The organism is Bartonella sp. OD88NMGDW (assembly GCF_042193775.1).
In the GTDB taxonomy this organism is placed as follows: domain Bacteria; phylum Pseudomonadota; class Alphaproteobacteria; order Rhizobiales; family Rhizobiaceae; genus Bartonella; species Bartonella grahamii.
The window spans coordinates 267,431-285,470 of sequence record NZ_JBHIMA010000003.1 but is presented as its reverse complement, the minus strand read 5'-3'; the positions used below and the strand labels follow the sequence as shown (position 1 = coordinate 285,470).

General features: G+C 37.5%; 16 protein-coding genes. 7 read left to right on the top strand and 9 right to left on the bottom strand.

All coding sequences use genetic code 11. From position 1 onward, the window contains the following. Positions 1-373: 373 nt before the first annotated feature. A complete protein-coding gene (locus ACFIJR_RS04290; RefSeq protein ID WP_375625403.1) occupies positions 374-2,359 on the top strand; it encodes a M23 family metallopeptidase in 1,986 nt (661 codons plus the stop codon). An 861-nt stretch (positions 2,360-3,220) separates the two neighbouring features. Here the strand turns inward: ACFIJR_RS04290 and ACFIJR_RS04285 are convergent. Continuing rightward, on the bottom strand, positions 3,221-4,636 hold the full coding sequence (locus ACFIJR_RS04285) for a sensor histidine kinase (protein ID WP_375625402.1): 1,416 nt from the start codon (positions 4,634-4,636) through the stop codon (positions 3,221-3,223). A 3-nt stretch (positions 4,637-4,639) separates the two neighbouring features. Between ACFIJR_RS04285 and ACFIJR_RS04280 the strand changes: the two genes are divergently transcribed. After that, complete coding sequence (locus ACFIJR_RS04280) at positions 4,640-4,777, top strand: hypothetical protein (protein WP_375653688.1); 138 nt, start codon at positions 4,640-4,642, stop codon at positions 4,775-4,777. Between the two features lie 83 nt (positions 4,778-4,860). On the opposite strand, the gene ACFIJR_RS04275 is transcribed toward ACFIJR_RS04280, so the two are convergent. Both ACFIJR_RS04275 and ACFIJR_RS04270 read right to left on the bottom strand, forming a co-directional pair. Next, positions 4,861-5,415 carry an RNA polymerase sigma factor gene (locus tag ACFIJR_RS04275; RefSeq protein WP_015856820.1) on the bottom strand — a complete coding sequence of 185 codons (555 nt, stop codon included), beginning with the start codon at positions 5,413-5,415 and terminating at the stop codon, positions 4,861-4,863. 7 nt (positions 5,416-5,422) lie between these two features. Next, positions 5,423-5,626 (bottom strand): NepR family anti-sigma factor, encoded by a 204-nt coding sequence (locus ACFIJR_RS04270; RefSeq protein ID WP_015856821.1) that lies wholly within the window; start codon positions 5,624-5,626, stop codon positions 5,423-5,425. 169 nt (positions 5,627-5,795) lie between these two features. Between ACFIJR_RS04270 and ACFIJR_RS04265 the strand changes: the two genes are divergently transcribed. The 5 genes from ACFIJR_RS04265 (at position 5,796) to ACFIJR_RS04245 (ending at position 9,473) form a co-directional block, all read left to right on the top strand. Beyond that, entirely contained in the window at positions 5,796-6,590 is a 795-nt protein-coding gene (locus tag ACFIJR_RS04265; protein ID WP_375626310.1) for a response regulator, read from the top strand. Positions 6,591-6,612: 22 nt separating this feature from the next. Then, positions 6,613-7,626 carry a sensor histidine kinase gene (locus ACFIJR_RS04260; protein ID WP_375625400.1) on the top strand — a complete coding sequence of 338 codons (1,014 nt, stop codon included), beginning with the start codon at positions 6,613-6,615 and terminating at the stop codon, positions 7,624-7,626. A 264-nt stretch (positions 7,627-7,890) separates the two neighbouring features. After that, positions 7,891-8,058, top strand: a complete 168-nt coding sequence (locus tag ACFIJR_RS04255; protein WP_375653686.1) for a hypothetical protein — start codon at positions 7,891-7,893, stop codon at positions 8,056-8,058. A gap of 555 nt (positions 8,059-8,613) precedes the next feature. Further along, positions 8,614-8,979, top strand: coding sequence for a hypothetical protein (locus ACFIJR_RS04250; RefSeq protein ID WP_375648306.1), 366 nt, complete (start codon positions 8,614-8,616; stop codon positions 8,977-8,979). Positions 8,980-9,023: 44 nt separating this feature from the next. After that, entirely contained in the window at positions 9,024-9,473 is a 450-nt protein-coding gene (locus tag ACFIJR_RS04245; protein WP_375625398.1) for a hypothetical protein, read from the top strand. A gap of 816 nt (positions 9,474-10,289) precedes the next feature. Here ACFIJR_RS04245 and ACFIJR_RS04240 read toward each other — a convergent pair. The 6 genes from ACFIJR_RS04240 to ACFIJR_RS04215 all read right to left on the bottom strand — a co-directional run bounded on the left by ACFIJR_RS04240 (position 10,290) and on the right by ACFIJR_RS04215 (position 17,951). Next, positions 10,290-11,048: a DUF4167 domain-containing protein gene (locus ACFIJR_RS04240; RefSeq protein ID WP_375653685.1), complete on the bottom strand. Its 759-nt coding sequence runs from the start codon at positions 11,046-11,048 to the stop codon at positions 10,290-10,292. A 1,684-nt stretch (positions 11,049-12,732) separates the two neighbouring features. Next, positions 12,733-13,176: a hypothetical protein gene (locus ACFIJR_RS04235; protein WP_375626316.1), complete on the bottom strand. Its 444-nt coding sequence runs from the start codon at positions 13,174-13,176 to the stop codon at positions 12,733-12,735. Between the two features lie 2,071 nt (positions 13,177-15,247). Beyond that, positions 15,248-16,015 carry a hypothetical protein gene (locus tag ACFIJR_RS04230; protein ID WP_375653683.1) on the bottom strand — a complete coding sequence of 256 codons (768 nt, stop codon included), beginning with the start codon at positions 16,013-16,015 and terminating at the stop codon, positions 15,248-15,250. 120 nt (positions 16,016-16,135) lie between these two features. Then, positions 16,136-16,462 carry a hypothetical protein gene (locus tag ACFIJR_RS04225; RefSeq protein WP_375617996.1) on the bottom strand — a complete coding sequence of 109 codons (327 nt, stop codon included), beginning with the start codon at positions 16,460-16,462 and terminating at the stop codon, positions 16,136-16,138. A 698-nt stretch (positions 16,463-17,160) separates the two neighbouring features. After that, positions 17,161-17,526 carry a hypothetical protein gene (locus tag ACFIJR_RS04220; protein WP_375617995.1) on the bottom strand — a complete coding sequence of 122 codons (366 nt, stop codon included), beginning with the start codon at positions 17,524-17,526 and terminating at the stop codon, positions 17,161-17,163. Positions 17,527-17,663: 137 nt separating this feature from the next. Next, the gene (locus ACFIJR_RS04215) at positions 17,664-17,951 is read right to left on the bottom strand and encodes a hypothetical protein (protein WP_273791311.1); all 288 of its coding nucleotides are present in this window, start codon (positions 17,949-17,951) and stop codon (positions 17,664-17,666) included. Positions 17,952-18,040: the final 89 nt, after the last annotated feature.

The following is an 18,040-nucleotide window of genomic DNA, read 5'->3' as shown; positions in this document are numbered from 1 at the left end:
TATCATTTTTTACTTTTTTTAAAATAAAATAACATAAACATCTGGTTGTATTTCAATACATTACACTAAAATAAAAATAAAACATGAAAACAGAAAGAGTTAAAGGGAGCATAGCGCCTTTAAAGTAAAATATAGCACCCCATTGCAATGCATAAAAATAGGAAGCGCCTAGGAATGGATTAATCACAATAACGCTTGTTTTATGTTACTTTAATAAGGAAATTTTTCTGCACAGGTACGATTCATAAAGACATTGCTGTATAAAGAGAATTCGTATGATCTGTAATTTGTAAAAAGAATCAAATTCTTGTAGAAACATGCTAAGCTATGCTAGCTTTCTTTATTTAATATTGAAAAAGTACTCTTAGAATCTATGTGGGATAACGAACAACAAAAAAACGATCCCGGACAGGACCCTGCTCTTGTCGTCAAACGCTTGCGTCCTGCGCGCCGACAAGTTTCGGCCCGTTGGCTTACGGGAACCGTTCTAACAGGAATCACTTCCTGCATTCTTATGGGTATTGCACTTTTTACGGCTCTTGATGAACAACAGCGATTGGTAACCCCTCCACAATGGTTTACAAATGAAAATCTCTCACACACACAAGATCCTGAGGCCAATGGATATAAAGGGGATCGTATTTCTCCCACCCATGCACGGCAAAGCTTTGACAGCAAACGTCAATTTGAACTATCGATTCTGCAAAAAAAAGGCGATGAACAAGTCATTCAAACACAACATTTTGAATGGATTCGTATGGCTTTAGCTGAAAAGCGCCCCCAAAAATATAGCTATCCAAAATTTGATTCTTTAAGCATTCTTGCCAGTGATTCGAAAAATCAAAGTGCCAAACCACAAGATTCTGGACAGATTTATGGAGCAAAGGTTGAAACAAAAATCACCTTACGCAGCTATGATTTTAAGGTAAATCAATTCGATTTTGATGACAACGATACGCTGACAGATGAAGAGGCACAACAAGAAGTGCAAAAAGCTGGGTTTACGTTAGAAAAAAGTACCGAACTTCTTTCAGTTCTCACATTGATTGATCCTTTAAAGTTAGAAGATGCATCTACTGATTCCCAAGGTACAGAATCCCCTGAAGTTCGCATTGTGCAAGAAAATGTAACCGTTTCTCCTCAAAGTCACCGTATCGATCTGACAAAAAACTATGTTGAAGATATTATTCCTATTCGTAAAAAACAAACGATAGCCGATGCTTTCAAAAAAACCAGTTATACAAAAAAGCAAATTGAACAGGTTGTAAAAACGCTAGAAAAAATGAGCCTTTCCGATACCCTTAAAGAGGGAAGTCTTTTACGCATTGGCATCGTGACACAAGCTGGTGAAGAAGATCATCTCGTACGCGCAAGTATCTATCAAGGGATGTATCATGTTCTCACCATTGCGCTAAATGATAAAGGCCAATTCATTGAAAGCACAGAGCCTAAAATGTCTAAAGCTCTTAAAACGGCTTTTCAAAATGGTATTCCGCATTCTTATATCAATAGCGCGCAATTACCAACAGCTTATGATGCACTCTATAGTGCTTTGCTAAGCCATAATATATCACAATCTCTCTCTCATCGTCTCATTCGTCTGCTGGCCACCAATATTGACATGAAAAGTCCGATAACCCCCAATGATCAAATCGAAATATTTTATGCCGTACCACAAAGCGATAAAGAAAACAAAAACGGCAAAAAGAACTTGAAAGCAAAGGAAGCATCCAAAAACACTGATCCAGAAATTCGTTATATTAGTGCAACTTTTGGGAATACAACTTATAAATATTACCGTTATCAATTAAAAGATGGAAGCGTTGATTATTATGATTCTGAAGGGAAGAGTTCAAAGCCTTTCTTGCTGCGAAAACCCACACCAAATGGGATTTTTGGCTCCCCCTTTGGTCCACGCAAACATCCTATTTTAGGCTATATTCGCATGCATACGGGTGTTGACTGGGTTGCTCCTAAAGGATCACCCATTATTGCTGTAGGAGATGGTATTGTCACAAGAGTAGGCGTAACAGGCGGCTATGGAAATCACACGGAAATTCAACATGCCAATGGATATGTCAGCAGTTATTCACACCAAAGCCGTTATGCACCAGACATCAAACCAGGCGTGAAAGTACGACAAGGACAAATTATTGGCTATGTTGGATCAACAGGCATGGCAACCGGACCCCATTGTCATTTTGAAATCATTGTCAATGGCATCAAAGTTGATCCTATGCGCATCCGTATACCGGATAGCAAAGCCTTAACCAATCAAGACCTACAAACATTCCTCCAAGAAAAAAACAATATTGATGCCTTGATCAACAGCCCGATACCCCCCTCTGAAGATACTTAAAGCATAAAAGCATCTGCATTTTTACGACTCAAAACATCTAAAAAATATGCTTTAGCGCTTATTTTTCTCAAAGAGATTTCCGCACTTTAAATATCTGTAAAGAATACGCCGAAATATGCCACCACCCAAGGCTGCCATAACAATGATTAAAAATAAAACGCCCTCCCCTTTGCATGTTTATGCACGATAGAAAAGTGCAAAATATGAAATCCAAAAAGGCTAACTCTTCTTGTTTGTTTTATCAAAACGATAAAAATCCCTTTGTTTTCCATGCAATAAAATTTTAATCAAAGGTAAGTTTTTTCTCAAGGATGAAGATTCTAAAACCCATATCATTCTATAAACAACCAGACTTCTTGTTGAAGAGATTTCACTTGTTGAATGCTTATGCTGTTCATAGCCCTAAAAAACGGTGTTTCATAAACTTTATGAGCAAGTTATCCTTAAGAATATTCGTTACACACTTTTACAAAAACACCCCATATTTAAAGTTTTACATGCCTTACAAAAAATAACAAAACTTGAAAAAACAATCTCTTCGCAAAGAAATAGAGCTTACTAATATAAGTATTATTATTGGCTTAAAGGAGCTCTTATTCAAAATAAATTTAAATTTTAACTTAAGCACTTCAAAGCTATAAAACATACAAAAAAAGAGAATTTTAAAAGCCGATAATCGGAGTAAACAAAGCGAAAAACAAAGAGAGCAAAAGATGAAGAAGAAAAGTTTCTTCTCTTGAAAACAATTGACAAGCTAAAATGAATGGTGCTGTGTTCGTGTTATCTAAGTCATATTTTATTCTCATTTTTATTAAAGCGAACAAGCAGAGAGTAAAGAATTTATCTCTTAAAAAAAATCAATCAGAGTTTTTTTGAACTATTCATACTGAGTTTTGGCAAAGGAATGACAATCTTTGTGCCCCTCAAAGCAGAAGTTTCAAACAGAGGTTTCTCACCAAATTGCATACAGAGCTGTTCCACGACCACACGACCAAGTCCTGTTTTTTGTTCTAAAGTTTGGCTTTTCATTCCCACGCCATCATCTTCTACAATGAGCATCAATTGTCCATCTTTCTGGGGACCAAAGGAGATATAAATATGACCCGTACGTTGATCAGGAAAGGCATGTTTTAAGGAATTTGTCAGCAGTTCACCAAGAATAATTCCAAGTGTTGTCGCATCTCTTGAAGACAGGCGACAATCTTTAAAATTGGTGTGAATGGTGATGTTTTCACGCAATTCAAAAGGGACTGCCAATTCGACATCATGCACAACAGAACTGAGAAACTCTGCCAATAAAGTCGTTTCCATATCATCACTTAAGCGCAAACGACGATGTGCTGTAGAAATTGTCTGAATACGATCACGCGCAGCTCCTAGAACAGAACGTACCTCTTCATTTTTGCTCCGGTTTAACTGGAGCCCCAGCAAAGAAGACACCGTCCCAAGAGAATTGCCAATGCGATGGCTTGCATCCTGCAATAATATTTCAACCCGTTGGCGTTCTTTTTCAGCGTGATTGCGTGCTCTTTCTAATTCTTGTGTCCGTTCTTTCACGCGGGCTTCCAGAGCGATATTTTCGCTATGAAGCAGCAATTGATACAATTTTAAAGAGCGCACATCACGATGAAAACGATTAATAACAAAATAGGCAGAAATAAAAGTACTCACAACAGAAACAATAGCCGCCAATGTCAAAGCAGCCCGCATTAATGCGATACCCTCACGCTGTTTTTGTCGCACCACATCATCCCCATTAATAAAGCTTGTCATCAATTGAGCTAAACGTGCCACAGGAATCTTTGATCCTTCAAAAGAGGCAGCTTGAGAAGGTTGTTCAGGAATCGCATCAAGAGCATGCATATGGGCATTCATAAATGCTTTTCGTGCTTCAACCTCTTTTTTAAAAGCCGTAAACCATTCATCCCATTGTGGATGCGCATAAACAATAAGTGCGATATAATCGAGAATATCCCCCAACTCCCGCTCTGCATTTTCAAAACGTATTTTATCTTCCGCCTTGCGCGTTTTTGCATAGCTGCGATCAGCAACAGCCATATCAATCAAGCTAATAAGGACCAAATCAGCCTGTTCACGCAATTCTGAACTTGTATTCAACTGTGCGACTTCTCGATCAACGGCATTTGAAAGCAACATAATAAAAACCGATGCCAAAAGAGCCATAACAAGAGAAACAACAATCGCACACCACCGCCAGCGTGATATCGTTGCATCAGAAGAAGGCATTTGAGGCATCAAATTTGTTTTTGTTGTCATAGAATGTCCATTGGCGAACTTGAAAGTCGTCATTTTTCAGCACAAAGGAAGGCAACCTTATGGAAAATAAAACCTAAAGCCCGTGGGAAAGTTTATACAGGCTTTTCTTGTGTTCCTAAGGATACACGCCAAACACTCTGAATTTCCTCAGATACTGACTTTACTGTAATAGCTATAACGGGAATAAAAAAAACAAGGCTATCGATCATAATTATTATGCTTTTTTAGCCGTTAAATGAACACAATGTACTTCCAGCTGAATAAGAATCAGGACCATAATCAGACTCACCATCCACCTTGAGAAGTTCTTGTAATCGATTACGCGCCCTGCTCACACGGCTTTTAATGGTTCCAACAGCACAACCACAAATAGCCGCAGCATCCTCATAAGAAAACCCCGATGCGCCAATGAGAATAATGGCTTCTCTTTGATCGGCAGAAAGCAAATTTAAGGCTTTTTTGAAATCTTGCAAATCAAGCGATCCATATTGAGCCGGATGAACAGCGACATTTTGAGTAAACACGCCATCGGTATCTTGAACTTCTCTTCCCTTTTTACGCATTTGACTGTAAAATTCATTGCGCAAAATGGTAAAAAGCCAAGCCTTAAGATTGGTTCCCATCTCAAAACTATCTTGCTTGGCCCATGCCTTCATAACAGTATCTTGGACCAAATCTTCGGCTTTATCCTGCTTACCACTTAAAGAAACAGCAAAAGCTCGTAAAGCCGGCAACACCAAAAGAAGTTCTTGTTTAAAGTTTTTCGCGCACTTTGACATAAAGGATTCAAACCTTTTCCACATTGTTTAAGCCAAATTGCTCTGCGCGCTCCAACTTCTCTAAAAGCTCAAGCAAACACCGTGGCAGTGCTTCTTCTTGAATTTCCATGTAAAATTGACGTAACTTCCGTGCTATTTCGCTATTGACCCCGAGAAGATCATCTCCAACTGTAAATTGTGTGGTGAGATTTTTTTCATCACGGTCGTTCATTTTTCATCCCCCTAATCCATATAATATCAGTAGCACCGCGAAGAATTTTTTCGCCTTATGGTTGTAAATATAGCTGTCGGTAAAAAGTTCCATACAAATCAAGGAACTTTTTTACCGGCTGAGAATTTCAATCAACAAAATGCTTGAAAGGTCAAAGGAGTTATAAATTATGTCATTATCAACGCGCATTGCCCCGCATCTTCCCTATCTTCGGCGTTTTGCCCGCTCTGTCACCGGTAGCCAATCCTCTGGCGATGCTTATGTATCCGCGATGTTGGAAGCACTCATCGCCGATATCTCCATTTTTCCCAAAGCATCCAGTGACCGAATTGGTACCTATTGGCTTTTTTGCCATCTTTTTGACCAAACCACACCGAACATCCCTGAACCCCTGCCCCAATTTGGTCTTGAACAAAAAACAAGTGCCAAATTATCCTATCTCACGCCCCGTGCACGCCAAGCATTTTTGCTCATTGCCGTTGAAGGATTTCATGAACGAGAAGCCAGCGAAATCATGAATCTGGATACAAAAGAATTCCGCAAGCTTCTCAACCAAGCATCCATTGATATTTCTCAACAAATTGCCACTGAAGTAATGATTATTGAAGATGAACCTCTTATTGCGCTTGATATTGAGCAAATGGTAGAAAGCCTAGGTCATCATGTTGTAGGAATAGCGCGCACGCGTGATGAAGCTGTCATCATGTATCATAAGAAAAAACCACGGTTGATTTTGGCTGATATTCAATTAGCCGATAACAGTTCAGGTATTGACGCGGTCAACGAGATTTTGAAAAATGACCGTATACCAGTGATTTTCATCACGGCTTTTCCTGAAAGGCTGCTGACTGGCGAGCGTCCAGAACCAACTTTTTTAGTGACCAAACCTTTCAACCCGGATATGGTGAAAGCGCTTATTTCTCAAGCTTTATTTTTTCAAGAGAATGCTTCTAAAGCGGCTTAGAACAGAGTAACATCTTAAAATTATGATCGTTACGCCTCTTTCAAAGCCTCCCATGGATAGATCTCATATGAGTGCGCTCATGCAAGCGATTCGTGGTGCTGATATTTGTGTTCTCTATCAGGCAACAAATCTGGTTTATTTATGGGCTGAAAACTTGCCGCACCATTTGCACAATAAATGGCGGGTTGGGTGTCGTGACAGCGACTTTTTTTCGCTTGACCTTGCAGACAATATGGAAACCATCAAACTGCAAGTTTTAGCGAGTGGCAAAATGCAAACTGTTGAAGCACGTTTTGAAGATACAAACAAACAAGAGATTTGGTACAAATTTTCTATTGATTGCCACCGCAATGATAACGAAGACATTATCGGTATTATCACCACCGGTGTTAATATTTCCGGCTTACGCCGCCGTGAACAAGTGCTTAAAATCCTTCTTCGCGAAGTCAGTCACCGTTCTAAAAACCTTTTAGCGATCATTCAAAGTATTGCTAGCCAAACCGCGCGCTATACTGAATCTCTTCAGGTTTTCTTACGCAAATTTCAAGGTCGTCTTCATTCTCTTTCTCATTCTCAAGATCTGATCACTGATTCCGATTGGCGTGGTGCTCAATTTCGCGAATTGGTCCAAACGCAGGCTTTAGGCTATTTTATGAAAGAAACAAAACGTTTTTCACTTGAAGGCGTAGATCCTTATCTTTTTCCCAATGCCGCTTTGCATATTGGTTTGGCTTTTCATGAACTGATTGTCAATTCTCTTTCTTTTGGAGCCCTTTCCCAAGAAAAGGGGAGCATCTGTGTACGTTGTGAAATCGAAACAAAACCGAATGGCAAAACGCAACTTATCATCACTTGGCATGAAAGTTTTGAATCCGGCATCCCTCCCACAAACAATAAAAAAGCCTGTTTTGGTAGTGCCGTTCTCGAAAAAATCGTTCCCATTTCCGTGAATGGTTCAGCTTCCCTCAAATTGACACAAGAAGGAATTGTCTATTGCCTCTCTGTTCCTGATACTTATTTTGATATTTTTTCTTAAAAGAGCATTTTAAACAATAAATAAACAAGAGAAGTTTCCCCTTTTTTTAGCAAAATTTCTCCTCTATTTTATTAAGCACAAAGATATTTTCACCCCTTTAAACCCAGCTCTATAATCCCCCAATAGTTCCCCAAAACCTTAACGATGAGAACTGAAAGCTACATAAAGTCCATTCCCGCTGTCAATCAACTTCCATCCCTTATATAACCGCATATTTTAAAACAAGAACCAAAACGATGAAGCGCAAACCGTTTCAGCTTTTATATGCCAAATAAAAGCGAGTCTATTACCCACCTCTTTTTGTGTCATTTTCGCAATGCACATACAATTTCATTTTGGCAGAATATGAAATTTCAAGAAGTAAAGCTAACATCCATCATCACTCTTCAGCTTTACGGGCTTAAAGCAACCACAACAACGACAATCAATTGATGAAAATTACACATTTTATGCTTGTATTTATCGCATTCTTTAATGGAGATATTCTCTTCATGTACAATAGGACACCCTATAACAGAATACGCTTGTGTCTTTGATTCACGCACTTTTTTAATATTTGCCAGCGTATCCACGCTCATTTCAAATCAAAACAGTGTCTGTAAATAAAACATAATTAATAGCCCCCGTAAAGTGAACCCTCAAACACGCCCCTTTTTACTCCACATCCTTCTGTACCTTCATGCCTCTTTTCACTTCATAAAAGTAGTAGCGAGCATCATCATACCATTTGTCCCTCATGTTACAACAGCCCTTGACCTCTGAGAGCGTTCATAAGAGGCATTTTAGTCTTTTTTCAAATATTTCTCACCAACACAAAGCCCATACCCACCCTTTTATGACGTGCAAGCCAATGACTTTGAATAATTCAATATAGAATGGCATCTCAAACGCGGAACTAAAAAACTTTGAAACCGTTTAACAGTGAAGAGTCCCCTAAGCTGACAAATTGGAGTCCGCTCTGTCAACCTCTCATTTGGAAAATAATTGATGACCCCCCTTGTTTTTATCCTCTTATTAGTTTCATGTACAGATGATTTTAATAGTTGCTATTCGAACAATACAATGGTTAAAATCTATCCCACGGCTCAAGCATGTGAACAATCCATGATACCGTCCACAAAAAAGTTTTCATTTTCTGGACAACAAATTTTTGCTCAATGTATAAACGTCCATGCAGATTTACATCAACAAGAAGTAAAATTGATCTGGTCTGTAACAAACCGTGGAAATTTCCTGCTTAAAAGCCAAAACGTAAATAACAAGATATCTACAGTCCAGAAAGAAGGTATTTTACCAACATCGCTTCCTCTTTTGCATTCTTCTTCCACAAACCTCTTGCAGAAAAAACTTTAAAAGCATAAACCCATCAGATCTCAAAAAAATACTCAATGAAAGACATGATTGATAATAAGCGCATGCAACCTTCAAAAGACCATCACACAGAGCAAAACTCTCTGCCTCAAGATCTCCCTTTAGATCCTGCTGTAGAACGAGTGAGAAAAAAACTTATGGGTTTAATGATTATTTCCGTTTTAATAACGCTTTTCCTTATTCTAACTGTACTGTTTTTAATTGTTTATAAAGTGATAACAACCGGATCAGCGCCAAAACAAACAGAGCTATCTTCCTCTCCCAACCAAAACCCACACGTTATCCATCATACGCTCTCTCTACCGGAAAAAACACAGATTTTGTCGCAAAGCCTCTCAGAACACAATATTGTACTGAAAGTTTTAACCCCTGATAGACAAACAAAATTTATGATTTACAATTATCACACCGGTGCACTAATCGCCGTTCTTTCTGTTGAAACAACAAAAGAAAGTTCGAAGATAATGCCTCATTAAGCAAACGAACATCACCACAAGCGCTTACATAGCATCCCTGAAGATTTAAAAATTTTCCTCTGCTTCAAGATACGACCACTTAGGAAACGGTAGATTTTTCACTGTATCTCCTGACCTAATCTCGGAAAAGAAGAAACCTTTCTGTCAACGCATTCCCATTTTTAAGAAAACTGACATCGCTTGGGAAAATCTAATGAACATGCAAGAAAGGCATCTTCTTGAGTGCAAAAATTCAACATAATTAATTTATAGTGATGATTTATTTTGCATGTCAAACGAGAACCTCAAATACTGTAAGATTCTCCCCTTTCAAATCTGTTCATAAGGAACTGAATCAAAATCATTTGCTCACATATCCCAGCAAGGAAATGGATGAATAAAAATACCTCTTATGAATGATCCGATATCAAAAGAAGAACTGTTTCAACATTGAAAATTAACGCAATAACGCCCAGCTTACATCTTTTATTAAGCAAAGATAACCGATGTATTTCACATGATAGAATTCATGAGCACCATCGCAAAATGGGCATAAATACATTGAACAATATTAAATATAAGTAGGAATAAATAAAACAACGACATTGCGTTCTTCATACAAGAACTGCCTCTTAAAATACACGGATGTGCTTTTCTCTGTATTCCCTCACTTAAATCCCAGTAAAGAGGCAATCTTTTCTGTCAACCCCCTTCGTTAAGTTCCTAATACTGCCCGTGAAAATTCAAACAAAGCGCAAGAAGCTTCTTAAGCATATATATTTACTATCATGATACCAATAACATCACCACAAGCGCTTACACAGAATCCCTGAAGATTTAAACATTTTCCTCTGCTTCAAGATTGACCACTCGGCGACGGCGCGGTTTTCTCTGTATCCCCTCACTTAATCCAGGCAACGAAGAAACCTCTTTTGTTGCTGTTGATGCATCTCCATTGCTCGTGCTTTCTGCTGTTGCAAGTGAAAGCTCAAGAGATGATTCATCTTGTTGGGTCCGTACAGTACGTCGACGAGGAGAACGACGTGTTTTTTTGACAGGTTCAACATTTTTCTCAGAGCGACAGTGCTCTTGATCGGTTTTTTCATCCGATAGAGCCTCTAAAGCATTTTCACGCGCATCCCCATTTTGCGTTTTAGCATATTGGCCATTACCATTTTTTTGCGACGGCATCTGTAATACATCTGTATCATCCTCGACAGTATCCTTTTTTTCACCGTCAAGATTTATTTCACCGCATTCTTGCTCGTTGTTTTCATCACGATTTTCATCACCACGATTTTCATCACGTCGAACCGATTGAGACATTTGTCCAGCTGCTGCTAAAATAATACGCAAATAGTGCTCGGCATGTTGTAAATAATTCTCCGACATAACACGATCACCCGCACCTTGTGCATCACGCGCAAGGCTTATGTATTTATCGGCAATTTGCTGAGCATTCCCGCGAATTTTAACATCCGGACCGCTACTTTCATAATTGCGAGACAACGGATTAGGACCGCGACGATTATTATTGCTATTACCATTATTGTTATTGTTGCGACCGCGTACCCGTCTATTTTGTTGTGGCCTCATCTTTATCCCTTTTTGGAGTGTTTGTCTTATATGTATGTCTTAATTGACTCTTCCTCATTGCATTACCTTTTGATAATGCTAATCATTTTTAACATACGGTTATCAAGCTATCCGCGTTTATTTTACTCAAACGAACCCTACTGATATTGATAAAAGCATATATTTTCTTGAAAATCATAAAACAGCAGGGAAATCGTAAATTAAAAATTCCCTCTTTCTCTGTTAAACAGCAGAAACCTAATGATGTTCACGTAAAATGCCAAGTGTTTTTTTTAAAATAAACCATATTTCACTAAAAAAATAATTATCTTGTGGAAAACAAAAAGGGAAACACACACACACACAACACACCTGACAAAGAAAAATTCCTGCCAGAGAATATTAGAAGCTTCCTTTTTTGCTCTAAAACCACCGCTCCTAAAAACGCCGATATCCTCTACCCCCTCGTGCATTTAACTCACAAGCACTTCCATCCCAGCGAGTCACCGCGCGAACCTCTTTATTTTATGAATATAGCCTCTCTTCATCGCTAAAGCAACCCCTTTGCGAGCGATAATCCACGATCGCTTCACAAAACCTCTTGATCTTTATAGATAGATTAATACGAAGTATTATTCAAGCCCTATAATCACCAAGAGATTAATCTTCTTTCCTAAATAAGCCCGATACTATCAATTTCTATTTTTACCCATGCATTTTTAAGTTAATCACAGCCTTTATTTATAACAAATTGAGCCTAAAAACAAAATATTTAAATACAAAAAAATATCAAATTATGAAAAAAATGACCAATATGTCACACTTTCCTAAAAATCAGCTTCTTCTCAAAAAGATACTCTCCTCAAAAACTATCAATAAGAATGGCATAACGCATTTCCTCTCTTATCTTTTCTGATAAAGAAAACTGGAATTATAAAACAAGCACATTTGTAAACCCAGCACAGCACTTTACGCATGAAGCAGCCTTGAATGTTTATAAAAGGAAGTTTTTTACTCATTTTTGTCATGTCTATTGACTTACGCCCTCAAAGAACGAAGGTTCTCAAGTCACACTGTTCTGTCAACAATCAAAATTCTTGTAAAATTCGTACACTGAATTAATTTATAATGATAATTCATATTTTTGTATTAAGTAAGAAAACTTAATACCGTAGGATTTTTCATCCTCAATCTGTTTACTATTGAATCAATCTCTTTTTCTTGCATGTTACACTCGGAAAAGCCTGCGTAGAGTAAAAACGATAAAGAAAGGCTAAAAGTGCCTCTTATGAACCATCTCTAAGGCTTACGGGCTGTCGAGAGGCACCATTGGGAACGAGCACAGTGTAAGATAGTACTTGGAGCTTACTCTTTTTTGAAACGTAAAGATGAACATGCTCTATAAATTTTATACACTTCATGAGAGGCTTTACCATTATACCCTTCACCAGAACCATTACGAAATGGATTTCCCACGCCTGTTATTTCCCTTAAAAAAGCTCAACAAATCCTCCTAAAACTCCACCACGCCCCTTTAAACATTTCAAGGAGGCATCCATGCCTTATGTCGCAACACCTTAAATAAGAAGTGCAATATAACAAGATAAATAAATAAAATTTCTATTGGTCTCGAGGCAGATCGTAATTTAAGGGGTTTTTATCTTTTCATCAAAATTCGCATCCTTTTAACTTTCCGTATAAAAACTTAAAAGTAATTGCGTCTTTTGCCTTTTTTATTTTCTTTTTCATTGAGAAAACAATCGCGTAAGAGAAAATAATTTCCATCCCCAGGTCGTACCATCGTCAAACATTGTTTTTTTGCAGTATCAGAAAGCTTATCCCACATTTCACGAATAGCAAAATAGGCCTCACTTTCCAAATTAAGACAATGCTGATAAACTTCTCTTTTCATATCGGGCATAACGGAAGCAGAAATTTCCTTGCAATATACGCGCAGATCAAAAACAGGAATAACCAATTCAACAGATGCTTGTTGTGTTATTTTTTTATGAGAAGAAAAATAACTGACCACCTTTGCAACAACAAAACACAAAATCACTATACAAAAAAGTATTATGCAAACAAAAGCAATCTTGCGATATAATCTTTTTAAATAAGCCTTTTGCCTTGCGCGGATTCTTCTTTCCATAAAGATTGTACCCTTTAATATCCCAAGAGAAGCTTTTACAGTAAAAAATGATAGCAGTATCTGTGTACACAATACAGGTTATAGCAGCAAACGATCAAGACTCTTATGTTAAAAGACTCTCTTTTTTTATTGTATAATTTTTATCGTATAAAATTTTTGTGAAAGACTTTTCTCACGCCCTTTATGAAAAAATAGGGATTATGATTTTCTTTCACCACCTTAAAAGACGAAGATTCTTCATCCATGCGGCTTTATAAACAATTCGTCTTCTTTAAGATACATCACATTGATTTATAAAGAGTATTTATTGTTTTTTCATATTGAATGAGAGACCCGAATACCACAGGATTCTCTCATCCTAAATTTGTTTTCTGTTGAAACAATCAAAACCATGTCGCTTGCAAGTTACAAGCGGAGCTGGCATGTGGATTAAAAACTGTACAAAAAAGGCATATGCCTCTTATGAATCGTCTCACGAACCAAGGCTTTCGTAACATTGGAAACTGGAAAAATATATGAGAGTACCAACCTGCACTTTTATGAAGCATAAAAATGAGGGAGATACCTTATAAGTTTTATACATTTCATAGGGGCTTTACCCCTATACCATTGACGAGTGTTCTTGTAAAAGGGACTTGGGAGTGGGATATCTCTTTAAAAACAAGTCCATGAATATGCAATAAATGTATATTCGGAGACAAATAATATTTTAATATTTGAGGCATTCTGTTTTTATGTGAGAGGCATGATCCCAAGAAGACACACGATACATAAAAGCATAAGGCATTATCTTCATTATTTAAATAATATTGCTATAGATAGTTTTGAAAATTATAAAGGAAAAAGATGATAGTCCGAAGAGTGATTAATATGCCTTTATATTTTTTCTCAATAAGGTTGTCTTCCTATTTCAGAAATCACTCAAATACAGCCCTCATCTGCTATACATAAAATCTAGCTTACAAAAGCTGGAGTTGCCCAGAGAGTTTTGCCCTTCTGAATCCGTAAGGCTCTCATTCTTCTTTCTCTCAAACATGTTACAGCTTTGAAATTTGATGTTGTTTGACAAGCAACAAAAAAGCTCTGTACTCTCTTAAGAAAACAACGCCTTAAGGTTACATACATAATGGATTGGAAAGATGTCCTAGCTTTTTATCAAACGCGCTGTAAAACAACGAGCGTAACATATTAGCTTTGCTTATCCCAAAAATGTTCATCCCAATCTCTTGTATCCAAATCTCTTATATCTCAATCTCTTGCATCCAACTCCCTAGCCTTCAACTCCCTTGTGTCCCATGCTTAAAGATCAAGTTGAAGGAAATATATGGACACCCCTAAACTCGAAAATATGAAAGGAAGGCGTGACAGAGTTTCGCGTTCCTTATGTCATGCAAAAGCATTAGACATTCTGAAACAAGCACACTTACTGTCTCGTAATGATTCCTTTTTTCTTCTACCGGTCAAATCCCCTTATTTAGAGAATTGGCTATCACAAGTTATGCAACAAATAGCGCTATATGAAACAAACAGAACCTGATTTATATCCGCATGGAATTCGTTCCAGTTTACATGATTGGCTCGCAAAATCCACTTGACTTTCCCCTTTGTCTTTTCCCCTCATGGGATCTCTATCACCATAGAACAAAAAGCGATATTTTATGACGCTTTATGGACAAAATCCCCACCGCCCGAAGAGTTCATCACATGACGAAAAAAACACTCCCCATATTCACCACACACAAACACTTCAATATATAAAACTTACATGCCTTCTATCACCGCACTCTCAAAAAGCAGCAAGACAACAAGATAAGAAATTATTGATGTAAAACTCCAAACAAAGAAAAGAACGGATTTTCTAATCGAGGTCAACAAATACTGTTAAATCAACGCTTCCATTTTTGATGATGTCACACCTATGCTTTATAGCACCCCTATCACACTTCATAATACCGAAAAATTTTCTCTGCCCTACGCACTATGCGCATCAGAACCAATCAAATAAAACAGAAATGCGCTATCTTCCTACTTTTTTGTTTTTGATTAAATAGCAAGATATAGCTGTAATTCTTTAAAGAGCTTCATACCATAGATTCATTTTATACATAATATCATCAACAGAATGTTTGTATGTGCTGCAGGAAGAATCCCCAGAACGCTCCATATGACCACTGGATGAAGAGCTGTTACAGGATTCTACAAGAAATGCCAGTGACATTGGAGATAACGCATCCTCGCTATCAGAATAATAAGCTGATAAAAAAGTGTAATCTTGTGAAGGAAGTGTCCCCGAATTTACTTGTGATGGAGCGGCAACAAAAAGAGAATTAAAGGTTCTAGGACCAATGACAATATCACCATTCGCTTGCCGCATAATACTTCTTGCAGAGTATATATGATTTGTATTGATTGCCCCCAGCGAAGCCCATTCATCCTGCCATAAATATGCATAATAAAGATCCATAACTTGTTCATGTTGAACAACGTTGTCAGCAGACATAGCTGTATCAAAGAGTGAGTTAGGAACATAATAAAAATTTATATCTGGAATAATTTCATATAGCCAGTACGTTTCATCAGGATTATTAGCAATCTGTTGCCGCGCCATTCTGTAAACTGCATCCATATTTGCAGTTGTAGACACAAATGCTGAAGTCTGTTGAGCAAGAGAGTGCCCAGTTACATGATGTATGATATCCTGATCATCCCCCCAAGGGGCAAAACCTCCTCCAAAGAATATAACAGATGGAGAGCGATCATCTATACGGAAAACCATATGGGGAGGATCAATAGCATATGACAGATTTACATCTGAAAAGAAAAAAAATAAAACTGTCACTAAAAATACTGAGAATGCTCTTTGAAACATTTTTATACCTTTGATATACACTCCATATTTTATACCTGTAACCTCTTGAAGCGTTACAGATATAAAAAGGGAGAAAAACCCCTATTGATCTTATTTTAAAGTGATGGCTAAAACCCTTTTTGCTGGCACATGACCCGCTTCAAAAATAACCATTACTTTTCTGTTCAAAATGACTGCGGTTTTTGCCAAATCCAAAATACTTTTTCCAACAATGTTATCACAGCCCCAAACACCTTTTTGAATGTCTGAAGTAGGGCTGATACCGTATCTGAGCTCTAGGAGACATTGTGCTCCTGCGCTAACGACTTGAACCGAATTAAGATAACCGTTTTGTTCATAAACTCCAGCATGAGAAACACCTGTTGTTAATGCTATTATCACCAAAACGATGGATATTTTTTTCAAAAAGCTTTTCATAATTTACCTCTTTTAAATTTATTGCAACGGACATGAAATGCATCCCCATGCAATCTAATGGATATTTTTAACCTCCTCGCCTCCTTAAAGACGAGAATTTTAACCAGCTTTAGCCCGTGATAAGACTGCCTCATCTCAGTCTATTCTTACCTCTATCCCCGCTGTTGCACGATTTATTTTACAGGCTCTACAGCAAAGCCTTCCCTTATTGATGCCGCGTGAATGATGACTCATGCACACAACAAAACACCGCATGCACAAGCTCTACCATTGGCGATATCTACCACTGACAATGTCTGCCATTTTAATGTACGTGCATTCTACGGATTCAAAATGTGTCTATGATTTATTGCCTATCGCAAGCGGCATACTGTCAACAAAGACAATTAAGACACGTATTTACAGCCTCACTAAGCTTAAATCTGTCTAACACCAAACGCTAGAATGAAATTGCCATCTAAGCTCAAACGACGATTGATGCAAAATCACTCAGTTTAAAATAGAATCAACTGTAGTTGAATATCTTAAGATAGATCCTCAATACCGATAACTCATGAATTCTGTAAAACATGAACGATTATACTCTGAGTAAAAACTGTAAATCAGAAAACTGCTAGGGTTAAAATAGCCTTAGTGTAGAAGATTGACCATTTTCCAAGCATCGCCTATTTAAGTCACAACGAATACAGATAATACGCTTAATTATCACGCACTCTCAGCCCTCGAATAACATTGATTGAATAGTTACTTCTGTAACAAATATCAACGAATTGCGATGTACTGTAAGCTCTATAGGCCAGCTCAACAATCTCAGGACTTTGAATATGAAATGTTCTTCCTACAATTTTTGACATTTCAGGCTCTTCTGTAGGCCTCGTTTCTAAAACAGAGAGAATATTTACCCCTTGCAAATTTTTATATGGAATGACAGAAATATTATTGATGATTTGTGAGCGAACCATTGTTCCGCCGATATCTGAACAATCATCTGAAATAGTCCACAAACGTGCAGAAGCTGGTCCAGTAAGACACAAAGCTAAAAATATTAAAATCAATTTTTTCATTATAGAATACCTCTTTTTCATTTTTGGTTGATCAAAAAATAAATGCTCTATGGACAGGCAAATAACTATCCTGTTCACAACTATCTATCTCACTGCTTTAAAGGAGCTAAATCCCATAGAGACACAAATCGAGATGGTTAATCACCCATCGTTTTACTTTTATCCGCTTCTTCAGCGTCTTGTTTGTGTTTCACATCTTCAAGATCTTTGATAATCGTTTTCAATTGTTGTTCTAAAATATCCAAACGCTGTGTAAGTTGGAGAATATTTTGAGTCTGTATTTTATCAAAACATTGGAGATCTTGACGTGTTTGCTTCAACAGAGCATTCAAAGGAGCATGTCCCATTCTTCCGCTAGCATAAAGAACCACACGAATACATTCAGGATCATCAATATCAGCAATAGAAAATGGAAAAAGTGCCATTATATCCCCCTTTTTGATAAGCTAAACGCGTATTAAACATTTGAATATCTTTTTCCGTTGTACGGCTCTTGCATTCTTCAAGACAACCT

Bases quoted from the DNA above. Each gene is read 5' to 3' on its own strand.
- ACFIJR_RS04225 (WP_375617996.1), bottom strand. From the start codon at position 16,462: ATGAAAAGCTTTTTGAAAAAAATATCCATCGTTTTGGTGATAATAGCA.
- ACFIJR_RS04280 (WP_375653688.1), top strand. From the start codon at position 4,640: ATGTCCATTGGCGAACTTGAAAGTCGTCATTTTTCAGCACAAAGGAAG.
- ACFIJR_RS04240 (WP_375653685.1), bottom strand. From the start codon at position 11,048: ATGAGGCCACAACAAAATAGACGGGTACGCGGTCGCAACAATAACAAT.
- ACFIJR_RS04255 (WP_375653686.1), top strand. From the start codon at position 7,891: ATGCCAAATAAAAGCGAGTCTATTACCCACCTCTTTTTGTGTCATTTT.
- ACFIJR_RS04265 (WP_375626310.1), top strand. From the start codon at position 5,796: ATGTCATTATCAACGCGCATTGCCCCGCATCTTCCCTATCTTCGGCGT.
- ACFIJR_RS04270 (WP_015856821.1), bottom strand. From the start codon at position 5,626: ATGAACGACCGTGATGAAAAAAATCTCACCACACAATTTACAGTTGGA.
- ACFIJR_RS04220 (WP_375617995.1), bottom strand. From the start codon at position 17,526: ATGAAAAAATTGATTTTAATATTTTTAGCTTTGTGTCTTACTGGACCA.
- ACFIJR_RS04250 (WP_375648306.1), top strand. From the start codon at position 8,614: ATGACCCCCCTTGTTTTTATCCTCTTATTAGTTTCATGTACAGATGAT.
- ACFIJR_RS04215 (WP_273791311.1), bottom strand. From the start codon at position 17,951: ATGGCACTTTTTCCATTTTCTATTGCTGATATTGATGATCCTGAATGT.
- ACFIJR_RS04275 (WP_015856820.1), bottom strand. From the start codon at position 5,415: ATGTCAAAGTGCGCGAAAAACTTTAAACAAGAACTTCTTTTGGTGTTG.
- ACFIJR_RS04290 (WP_375625403.1), top strand. From the start codon at position 374: ATGTGGGATAACGAACAACAAAAAAACGATCCCGGACAGGACCCTGCT.
- ACFIJR_RS04245 (WP_375625398.1), top strand. From the start codon at position 9,024: ATGATTGATAATAAGCGCATGCAACCTTCAAAAGACCATCACACAGAG.
- ACFIJR_RS04285 (WP_375625402.1), bottom strand. From the start codon at position 4,636: ATGACAACAAAAACAAATTTGATGCCTCAAATGCCTTCTTCTGATGCA.
- ACFIJR_RS04260 (WP_375625400.1), top strand. From the start codon at position 6,613: ATGATCGTTACGCCTCTTTCAAAGCCTCCCATGGATAGATCTCATATG.
- ACFIJR_RS04235 (WP_375626316.1), bottom strand. From the start codon at position 13,176: ATGGAAAGAAGAATCCGCGCAAGGCAAAAGGCTTATTTAAAAAGATTA.